Annotated in this window: 9 protein-coding genes; 1 reads left to right on the top strand and 8 read right to left on the bottom strand. The window is 72.6% G+C overall.

Going from position 1 to position 9,435, the window contains the following annotated elements; all coding sequences use genetic code 11:
* Positions 1-48: 48 nt before the first annotated feature.
* From ACFWFR_RS11345 to fdxA, 3 genes are all read right to left on the bottom strand, one after another.
* Complete coding sequence (locus tag ACFWFR_RS11345) at positions 49-1,347, bottom strand: citrate synthase (RefSeq protein WP_056650274.1); 1,299 nt, start codon at positions 1,345-1,347, stop codon at positions 49-51.
* A 251-nt stretch (positions 1,348-1,598) separates the two neighbouring features.
* Positions 1,599-2,735, bottom strand: coding sequence for a succinyldiaminopimelate transaminase (dapC, locus tag ACFWFR_RS11340; RefSeq protein ID WP_377623030.1), 1,137 nt, complete (start codon positions 2,733-2,735; stop codon positions 1,599-1,601).
* A 21-nt stretch (positions 2,736-2,756) separates the two neighbouring features.
* Positions 2,757-3,074 (bottom strand): ferredoxin, encoded by a 318-nt coding sequence (fdxA, locus tag ACFWFR_RS11335; protein WP_056764260.1) that lies wholly within the window; start codon positions 3,072-3,074, stop codon positions 2,757-2,759.
* A 90-nt stretch (positions 3,075-3,164) separates the two neighbouring features.
* Here fdxA and ACFWFR_RS11330 point away from each other — a divergent pair, with 90 nt between their 5' ends.
* Positions 3,165-3,500, top strand: coding sequence for a hypothetical protein (locus tag ACFWFR_RS11330; RefSeq protein WP_377623029.1), 336 nt, complete (start codon positions 3,165-3,167; stop codon positions 3,498-3,500).
* A gap of 47 nt (positions 3,501-3,547) precedes the next feature.
* On the opposite strand, the gene ACFWFR_RS11325 is transcribed toward ACFWFR_RS11330, so the two are convergent.
* From ACFWFR_RS11325 to ACFWFR_RS11305, 5 genes are all read right to left on the bottom strand, one after another.
* Entirely contained in the window at positions 3,548-3,949 is a 402-nt protein-coding gene (locus tag ACFWFR_RS11325; protein ID WP_191803340.1) for a RidA family protein, read from the bottom strand.
* A 120-nt stretch (positions 3,950-4,069) separates the two neighbouring features.
* The gene (locus tag ACFWFR_RS11320) at positions 4,070-5,086 is read right to left on the bottom strand and encodes a prephenate dehydrogenase/arogenate dehydrogenase family protein (protein WP_191803342.1); all 1,017 of its coding nucleotides are present in this window, start codon (positions 5,084-5,086) and stop codon (positions 4,070-4,072) included.
* Positions 5,083-6,105 carry a prephenate dehydratase gene (locus ACFWFR_RS11315; RefSeq protein ID WP_377623028.1) on the bottom strand — a complete coding sequence of 341 codons (1,023 nt, stop codon included), beginning with the start codon at positions 6,103-6,105 and terminating at the stop codon, positions 5,083-5,085. Before ACFWFR_RS11315 ends, ACFWFR_RS11320 begins: the two co-directional genes overlap by 4 nt.
* Positions 6,078-6,965: a hypothetical protein gene (locus ACFWFR_RS11310; RefSeq protein WP_377623027.1), complete on the bottom strand. Its 888-nt coding sequence runs from the start codon at positions 6,963-6,965 to the stop codon at positions 6,078-6,080. The genes ACFWFR_RS11315 and ACFWFR_RS11310 overlap by 28 nt, the downstream gene beginning before the upstream one ends.
* Positions 6,966-7,258: 293 nt before the next feature.
* On the bottom strand, positions 7,259-9,435 hold a 2,177-nt coding region (locus ACFWFR_RS11305; protein WP_377623026.1), incomplete at its 5' end, for a VanW family protein.

Here is a 9,435-nt window from a genome sequence, read left to right as displayed (position 1 = left end):
CACCTTTGCGTGCGGGGCGCCGTCGTCACATGCAGGTGATCGGGGAGGTCAGCGACCGTCGACCGGCAGGTACGGACGCTCGGTGGCCCCCGTGTAGACCTGGCGCGGACGCCCGATCTTGGTCTGCGGGTCCTTCATCATCTCGCGCCACTGCGCGATCCAGCCGGGCATGCGGCCCAGGGCGAACAGCGGGGTGAACATGGCCGGCGAGAAGCCCATGGCCTTGTAGATCAGCCCGGTGTAGAAGTCGACGTTCGGGTAGAGCTTGCGCTCGATGAAGTAGTCGTCGTTGAGCGCGATCTCCTCGAGCCGCAGCGCGATGTCGAGCAGCTCGTCCTTCTTGCCCAGGGTCGAGAGCACCGCGTCGGCCTTGGCCTTGACGATCGCCGCGCGCGGGTCGTAGTTCTTGTAGACCCGGTGCCCGAAGCCCATGAGGCGGACGCCGTCCTCCTTGTTCTTCACCTTCTTCATGAAGGTGTCGACGTCGAAGTCGCTGTTCTGGATCTTGTCCAGCATCGACAGGACGGCCTCGTTCGCACCACCGTGCAGCGGACCCGAGAGCGCGTTGACGCCCGCCGCGACCGACGCGTAGAGGTTGGCGTGGCTCGAGCCCACGACGCGCACGGTCGAGGTCGAGCAGTTCTGCTCGTGGTCGGCATGCAGGATGAGGAGCTTGTCGAGCGCGTCGACCACGGTCGGGTCGGACTCGTACTTCTCGTAGGGCGTCGCGAACGTCATGCGCAGGAAGTCGTCGACGTACCCGCGCGAGTAGTCCGGGTAGAGCAGCGGCTCGCCCACGGCGCGACGGTGCAGGTAGGACGTGATGGTCCGCGTCTTGGCGAGGAGCAGGACCGTCGCGAGCTCGACCGTCTCGTCGTCGAACGGGTCGAGCGACTCCGGGTAGAACGTCGACAGCGCGTTGATCGCCGACGACAGGACCGCCATGGGGTGCGCGTTGCGGGGGAACGTCCCCATGAACGTGCGGAAGTCCTCGTGCACCAGGGTGTGGCGGTTGACGCGCTCGACGAACGCGTCGAGCGTGGGCCCGTCCGGGAGCTCGCCGTGGATCAGGAGGTACGCGACCTCGAGGAACGTGGACTTCTCCGCGAGCTGGTCGATCGGGTACCCGCGGTAGCGCAGGATCCCCGCGTCGCCGTCGATGTAGGTGATCTCCGACTCGCACGAGGCGGTGTTCATGAACCCGGGGTCCACGGTGACGAGCCCGGTCGACTTGAGCAACGAGGACACGACGATGCCGTCGTTGCCCTCGGTCGCTGCGACCACGGGCAGGTCCTGGCTCGATTCGTTGACGACGAGCCGAACGGTCGCCTGCTGGGTGGTGGTCATGTCTTCCTTCCTTGCGCGCTGCCGCTCCCCCTGCGGGTGGCTGCGCGTGTCTTCCGTGGTGTCGCCGCGAGATCGCCACCTGTCCGGCCGAGCCGTCGGTGGCCGAAGTGTCGGACAGCGTTGGCCTGGGTCGACGGTACTCGCTTCACCCACACGTGACCAATCTGGAACGGTCACAAAACCGTCACTCGCCTGTGATGCGGGTCACAGGCGAGAACGAGGCGCGATTCGCCCAACAATCGACAGGCGGCTCACACCGCGCTCAACCGGGCCGCGGCCTCGTGCACCCGCTCGTCGCTCGCGGTGAGCGCCACGCGGACGTGGCCGGCCGCCGTCGGGCCGTAGAAGGCCCCGGGACCCACGAGGATCCCGAGGTCCGCGAGCGTCCCCACGGTCTCCCAGCAGTCGTGCTCCTCTGCCGTCTCGCCCGCCGGGCGCGACCACAGGTAGAGACCGGCCTGCGACCCGTCGACCTGGAGTCCGGCATGCCCCAGCGCAGGAAGGAGAACGTCCCGACGCCGACGGTAGACCTCGCGCTGGGCTGCGACGTGCACGTCGTCCGTGAGCGCCGCGACCATGGCCGCCTGGACCGGGGCCGGCACGATCATGCCCAGGTGCTTGCGCGTCGTGAGCAGGTCGGCGACGACCCCGGGGTCTCCCGCGACGAACGCGGCACGGTACCCCGCGAGGTTCGACTGCTTGGACAGCGAGTACGCGGCGAGCAGGCCTTCGTTCGAACCACCGCTCACGCGCGGGTCGAGGATGCTCGGCACGCCGGAGGTCGCGAACGGCTCCTCCCACGCGAGCTCGGCATAGCACTCGTCGCTCACGACGACCGCACCGATCTCCCGTGCGGCCGCGACCACCCGCGCGAGCTGCTCGACCCCGAGGACCTCACCCGTCGGGTTGCCCGGGGAGTTGACCCAGACCAGGCGCACGTCTTCTCGCCCCGCCCAGTCCTCGACCCGGTCGGTCGCGAGCGGGGTCGCGCCGGCGAGCCGGGCCCCCACGTCGTACGTGGGGTACGCGGTCGCCGGGTGGACGACGACGTCCCCCGGACCGAGCCGCAGCAGCGACGGCAGCAGGCCCACGAGCTCCTTGGAACCGACCGTGGGCAGGACCGCGTCCGGGTCCAGCCCGGGCACGCCACGACGCCGCGCGAACCAGTCGACGACGGCCTCGCGCAGCACGGGCGTGCCGTGCGTGGTCGGGTAGCCGTGCGCGTCACCGGCAGCGGCGAGCGCGTCCCGCACGACGGCGGGGGTCGGGTCGACCGGCGTGCCGATCGAGAGGTCCACGATCCCGCGCGGGTGCTGTCGGGCGCGCTCGGCGAACGGCGTGAGCGAGTCCCACGGGTAGGCGAGGCCACCCAGGCTGGCGAATCCCATGGTGTTGTCCGGCCTCCGGGCTCAGGCCTGCGGGGCCAGGGCGGCGATCATCGGGTCGTCCTTCTCGATCATGCCCATCTTCGCCGCACCACCCGGCGACCCCAGGTCGTCGAAGAACTCCACGTTCGCCCGGTAGTAGTCGCTCCACTCCGAGGGCACGTCGTCCTCGTAGTAGATCGCCTCCACCGGACACACCGGCTCGCACGCACCACAGTCCACGCACTCGTCAGGATGGATGTACAACGACCGCTTGCCCTCGTAGATGCAGTCCACCGGACACTCCTCGATGCACGCCTTGTCCTTCACGTCCACACAAGGCTGAGCAATCACGTAGGTCACGTCGGAGGTCCTTCCACCTTCTGCACAGGGCACTTCCCCCTAGTATCTCTCAGGAGACGGACATCCCGGCCACCCGCCGACCAAGTGAGCGTGACGACTGCTGTGAACCCCCCGCACCGCTTCCCCGCCGTCGACCCCGACTGGGCCGCCTGGCCCGCGGGCACGCGCGTCGTGCTCCGTCGCCGCCTGACCGACGCCGAGTCGCTCGCGACGCGCGACCCGGCGAGCGGCGAGCCCGCGAAGACCGTGACCGACGTCATCGGGATCGTCCTGTCGACCGTGCCCGGGGAGTCCGTGACGGTCCGCACCGACGCGGGCGGCTCGCGCGACGCGGTCGAGGTGACGATCCCGGCCGACCAGCTCGTCGCGGCCAAGCGCATCCCCCCGAGGCCGCCGCGACGGCTGCCCCGCCAGCCGGTCGACTGAGCCCGGCGAACGGCCGAGCCCGGCGTCCGGGTCCCGGCCCGGTCCGCTCAGCCAGGCACGACCGCGGCGATCGCGCTCACCTCGATCAGGGCTCCGGGCACCCCGAGCCCCACGACCCGCGCCGCGGTCACGAGGGGCGGCGCCCCGGCGGTCGCCAGTCGCGGCGCGATCGCACCGTACGCCGCGCCGAGGTCCGCGTCGGCCGCGAGGAGGACCGTCCACTGCACGACGTCGGCGAGCGAGGCCCCCGCCGCCTCGAGCGCGATGCTGACGTTGTCGATGGTCCGGACCGACTGCTCGGCGACGTCGTCCGAGACGACCGCGCCCGTGTCGTCGACGCCGTTCTGGCCGCCCACGTAGATGGTCGCGGCCCCCGCGGGGACGATCGCGACATGACTGAACGCCGGGCTCACCACGAGCCCGGCCGGCTGCATCCGTGTGATCTCCATGACCCCCACGGTTCCACGGCCCCCTGACACCGGCAGCACGAGCGGCACGGCGAGCGCACGGGCCCGAGGACCGGGGTGGAGGGACCCGGCCCGCGGTGGCGCGTTCGCGCGGCGACCGGCCTAGCGGTGCAGTCCGACGAGCGAGCCCTGCACCGAGACGACGGCCCAGCCCGCGAGGCAGAGCTCGACGAGCTCCCCTGCACCGTCCGGTTCCGCGAGGTCGACCGTCAGCCGTTCGCCCGACCCGTCCTGCACCGGCGACCCGGACGAGACCGACGACGGCCCGTCGACGCCCCGAGGCTGCCAGCCGGCCCGGACGTCGTCGGCGCGGTCGAAGAACTCCGCCGCCGAGGCGTTCGCCTCGAGCGCCGTCGCGAGCGCCTCCAGGTCCCGTGCGGCGAGGCGCAGGGCGGGAGCGACCCACCCCGCGTTCTCGGTGAGCATGGCCTCGGTCCGGCGCGGGTCGGTCCGGCCCACCCGGGTCCCGTCGCGGAAGCTGCCCGCCGCGAGCGCCAGCGCGACGTCACGGACCGGGGCCGCCGAGACCAGGTTCAGCAGCTCGATCGCGAACGCGTGCGGGACGTGGCTGATGAGCGCGGCGGCCTCGTCGTGCACCTCGTCCGTCAGGACGTAGGCGCTCCCACCCGCGGGGCCCGTCACGAGCGCGAGCAGCGTCACGAGCAGGTCCGCCCGTGTGCGCTCGGTGACCGTGACGGCCCACCGCGCGCCGTCGAGCAGCGACTCCGAGGAGGCCGCGAATCCCGAGTGCTCGGTCCCCGCCATGGGGTGCGCACCGACGTACTGCTGCCCCAGACCGCACGCGTCGAGGACGTCGCGCACGGGCCCCTTGACCGACCCGACGTCCGTGACGAGCGTGGTCGCCGGCAGGTGGCGCGCGACCTCGGTGGCCACGGGACGCATGGCCCGCAACGGCACCGCGAGGACCAGGACGTCAGGCGCCGCGGTGCACAGCGCCTCAATGTCCGACGTGACGAGGATCCCGGCCGTCGCCGCCTCGGCGCGCGTCGCGGCCGAGGAGTCGTGGCCCGTGACCTCGATCCCCTGCGCCGCCAGTCTCCGGGCCAGCGACCCACCGATGAGCCCGAGGCCCAGGACCGCGACGGTCGGCGACGTCATGCCCACAGCAGCCCCCGGTCCAGCTCGTCGGCGCTCGCGCCGGCCCCGACCGAGCCCACCGGCACATGGTCGCTCGAGAGCGCCTCGTCGAGCTCGCCCCGGGCCGGGAAGACGCCGAGCGTCTTGACCGAGTCGCCCGCGGCGAGCAGGCCCTCGAGCACCTCCCGCACGGCCGGTTCCCACGGCGCCGCGTCGGCCGTCAGGACGAACACGTACTTGCCCTCGAGCGCTTTGAGCGGGCGCGTGATGAGACTCGACAGGTTGACCCCGCCCGCCCCGAACGCCTGCGTGATCCGTGCCAGGACCCCCGGGCCCGTCACGAGAGGCGTGAGCGCGAGCATGGTGCGCCACTGTGCGGGACCGTCGGTCCGCGCCGCCGCGAGGGCATCCCTCGCGCGGTCCCGCCGGACGATCGTGAGGAACCGGGTCCGTGCGCCGTGGAAGTCCTCGACGCCGGCCTCGAGCAGGTCGAGACCGTAGAGCTCGCCGCAGATGCTCGGCCCCAGCGCCACCTGGTGGGCGGTCGCGTCCCGGCACGCCGACGCGTTGGACGCGGCCGGCACCGGCAGCGCCCCCGAGCGCGTCACGAACTCCTGGCACTGCGCCAGGCCGTGCGGGTGCGCGGTCACCTCGGTCAGCTCGCCGTGGTCCGGTCGGACGAACGCGTCGAACGTGATCTCGAGGACCACCTCGTCGATCGCGACGACGTCCTCGCTGCCCACGATCGCGTCGAGCGACGGGACGACGTACCCCTCGACCGAGTTCTCGATCGCGACGATGCCCTGGTCGAAGGCCCCCGAGGCGACCCCGGCGTAGACGTCCGTCACGGTCGTGGCCGGCACCAGCTCGACGGGTGCCTCGACCGGGCGCACGGCACGGCCCGAGGTGCCGGACGCAGCCGGTGCCGCAGCGGGCTGTCCCTGGGACCGGACCCACTGCACGGCCGCCTGGTGCGTGAACGTGCCCTCGGGCCCGAGGTAGGCGACCCGGCTCACGAGCCCACGTGCTCCGGTGCCCACTGCGGCACCAACGCGTCCGGGCCGGGCAGGAAGTCACGTCCCGGGAGCACCGCGAGGACACGGTGCGCCACGTCGCGCGCCGCGAGCTCGCCCACGAGCGACGACAGCACCGCGGCGTCCGGGCACGAGAACGACGAGAAGAAGATGTGCGGCCCCGCGAGCGAGCGGTGGCTGCGCAGGTGCTGCATGTCGATCCCGCTCTCCGCGATGACCGACAAGGTCTGCTGGAGCGAACCGCGGTGGTCGTCGCGCGGACCGAACGCGAACCACACCTGCGCCTCGCCCTCGACGACGGGCGCGGGACGCCGGGCCTCGACGAGCCCGTACCAGATGGGGGCGCCCGCGCTCAGCTGCTCGCTGCCCGGGATCTCGGCCCACCCCGCGGGGATCTCCGAGCGCTCGACGACCAGGGTGCCGTCCCGGCCCGAGAGTGCGATGCGCTCGTCGAGCGCCGTCCGCGAGGGGACCAGACGCGGGTTCGCACCCAGGGTCCGCAGGACGTGACGGCAGTCGCGCATCCCGGCCTCGTCGACCACGACGCTGCCCGTGGCCTGGCCAGGCCGACCGACCCACACCCACTGGGCGGGGACCGCGACGGCCGCGGTCACGACCAAGGACGGCGACGCCGCCAGGAGCGCCCGCTCGAGGTCGTGCGACGGCTGCGCGGGGTGCCCGATGTGCATGACGGCCGCGAGGTCGTCGATGCTCGCGACCGTCGCCAGGGTCGACGACGTGGATCCCAGGTCCAGCAGGTCGTCGGCGCCGGTCCCCGCGGGCAGACCGTCCGCGCCGTGCCACTTCGCGATCTGCGCCGCGAGCCGCGCGTGGGCCCCCGACTCGCGTTCACTACGTCCGAGCATCGAGTGTCTCTGCCTTGCCTCGAGGGGTGGCTGCGCGAGCGCAGCGCGGGTCAGCGTCCGCCGAGCAGTCTAGCCGCGAGGGCACGTCCCGGCCGCGGGCGCAGGGCTCCGTGAGACGTCCCGGGCCACCGGTGACGCCCCGACCTTCCAGGCAGCGGCGAGTGCCGCGCCGAGCGCGACGGAGCGGGCCGCGACCTTCCGGTCACGACCCGCTCCGTGGTGCTACCGGGCGCCTCGCCGACGCCCGACGCCGACCTGCTGGCCCCTGGTCGGAGGAACAGCCGGTCAGCGGGTCACGGCGCGCACACGACCTGGTTGTCCGGCTTGTACGTCCACGTGTTCTTCTCGTCCTTGACGACCTTGCCGTCGAGCAGGACCTTGCGGGGCGTCGTGATCGTGAACCCGGGGTTGCCCTTGGGCTGCGGCACGCAGTCGGCGCCCGAGTGCGTCACGGTCGTCGGCTGGACGACGTTGCGCTTCTCGCCCTCGCTCGTCTGCACCTCGTAGTACTTGGTGCTCCAGATCGCGACGTGCAGCTCACCGCCGCCGACCCAGGACTGCATGAGGACGCCGTAGGGGGTGTCGTTCTTGAACTTCATGTCGATCGAGCCGACGAAGATCGTCGCCTCGCGCCCCGCCGGGTAGCGGCTGAACCAGTAGCTGTGCTGACGGTGCTCGACGTCGTCGAGGCCCGCGAAGAACCCGGCGTTGTACGTCGTGGTGGCCATCTGCGACAGACCGCCTCCGATCCCGTCGACGTGCTTGCCGTCCTGGACGATGCCGGCCGAGAAGTAGCCCCCGGCCTTGGTGATCGGCGACAGCGTCTCCGTCAGCGAGAACGTCTCGCCCGGCAGCACGAGAGTCCCGTTGACCTTGCTCGCCCCGACGCGCAGGTTCTCGGTGCGCTGGGCGTCGTTGGTCAGGGGCGTCGAGAACTCGGAGACCTTCTCCTTGACGCCGAGCGCCTCGAGCGCGGCGACCGACTGAGCCGGGTCCGACTCGACGAGCTCGACGGTCGCCGTCCGCTCCGTCCCCGTCCCCGCGGTGGCGACCGCGGCGCTGAGGGCCGCGGGGTCGATCGTCGTGCCGGGCGCCCCGCCCTCGATCACCGGAGCGCCGTTGACGAAGACGAACTTGGCGTCGGCCGCCGCGTTGAGCAGGTCGTCCGTGCCGTCGACGACCGCCTCGAGGAGCGTCGCACCGTCGAGCGTGAGCTGCAGCGAGCCGTCCGCCGCGTTGAATGCCGCAGCCTCTGCCAGCACGTCCGGGCTCAGCTCGGCACGCTGGCCCCCGACCTCGACCGTGACCGGCGCCGAGACCAGCGTCGTGGCCTGCGCGAGCGCCGCGTCCGTCTCCGCCTGGGTGATGGCCGGAGCGATCGGGTCGGTCGGCAGGTCGAGCGGCTGCGCGGCAGTGAGCCACGACGACTCGATGATCGTGGTGGCCTCGTCCGCGACGACCTCGGCGCCGTCGAGCGCCGGCGTGGCGGTGGGCTGCCCGTCGGTGAACACGACCGAACCGTCGACGGGCTCGACGTTGAGGCTCGCCTCGACCTCCGCGACCTGGGCTGCGAGCTTGGTCTTGTCGACCGTCGTGACGGGCAGCTCCTCCTCGCCGCCGAAGAGCTGCTTCCACAGCTGGACGGGGCTCATGGAGAAGGACGTCAGCTCGTCGGCCGTGGCCTGGGCGTCGAACGCGAGGCCTGCGGCCGCGGGGTCGAGGGTCGTGGTCGCCTCACCGGCCTGGAGCGTGATCGGCTCCTTCGCGCGTCCCCCGAGCCCCTTCTCGAGCGCCGACACGGCCGAGGTCCGGTCGAGGCCGCCGACCTCGACCCCCGCCACCGTGGTCTCGGGCGGCACCTTGTCCGAGTAGAACCACTGGGCACCCGTGTAGAGGCCGGCGAGCACGACGACGCCGATGCCCGCCCACAGGGCGACCTTGGGCAGTCGGCTCGGTGCCTTGTCACCGGACAGGCCCGCGAGGGGCGAGTCGTCGGCCGGCGGCTCCGCTCCGGCGGGGGCCGAAACCCCCACGGGCGTGAACGCCGAGGTGACAGAGGTTCGCGCGGGAGCGGCGGGTGCGGGGGTCGCCGCAGGTCCCGACGTCGCCGCGCTCGTCCACGCAGACGTCGCCGGGGCGAAGGGGGAAGCGGGCGCCGCGGAGGCCGCGACCGGGGTTGCGGGAACCTCGGGGGCGCCCGGCAGGGGCGCGAGAACCTGGGTCGCCTGGGCGTCCGGGACCGGGAGGGCCTCCACGGGCGGCAGGACCTCGGTCACAGCGTTGGTCGGGACCTCGGTGGGAGCCGGCTCGACGGGAGCCGGCTCGGCCGCCACCGGACCTGCGGGCTCAGCGCGCGCGGGCTCGACCAGAACGGGCTCGACGGGAGCCGGCTCGGCCGCCACCGGACCTGCGGGCTCAGCGGGAGCGGGCTCGACCAGAACGGGCTCGACGGGAGCCGGCTCGGCCGCCA

The sequence above is a fragment of the Oerskovia sp. NPDC060287 genome, from assembly GCF_042726775.1.
GTDB classification, from domain to species: Bacteria; Actinomycetota; Actinomycetes; order Actinomycetales; family Cellulomonadaceae; genus Oerskovia; species Oerskovia merdavium.
The sequence above is the reverse complement of the archived record's forward strand: the minus strand, read 5'-3'. Positions and strand labels throughout refer to the sequence as shown.

Coding starts and splice junctions, on each gene's coding strand:
- ACFWFR_RS11345 (WP_056650274.1), bottom strand. CDS start 1,347: ATGACCACCACCCAGCAGGCGACCGTTCGGCTCGTCGTCAACGAATCG.
- dapC (WP_377623030.1), bottom strand. CDS start 2,735: ATGGGATTCGCCAGCCTGGGTGGCCTCGCCTACCCGTGGGACTCGCTC.
- ACFWFR_RS11325 (WP_191803340.1), bottom strand. CDS start 3,949: ATGGAGATCACACGGATGCAGCCGGCCGGGCTCGTGGTGAGCCCGGCG.
- ACFWFR_RS11320 (WP_191803342.1), bottom strand. CDS start 5,086: ATGACGTCGCCGACCGTCGCGGTCCTGGGCCTCGGGCTCATCGGTGGG.
- ACFWFR_RS11310 (WP_377623027.1), bottom strand. CDS start 6,965: ATGCTCGGACGTAGTGAACGCGAGTCGGGGGCCCACGCGCGGCTCGCG.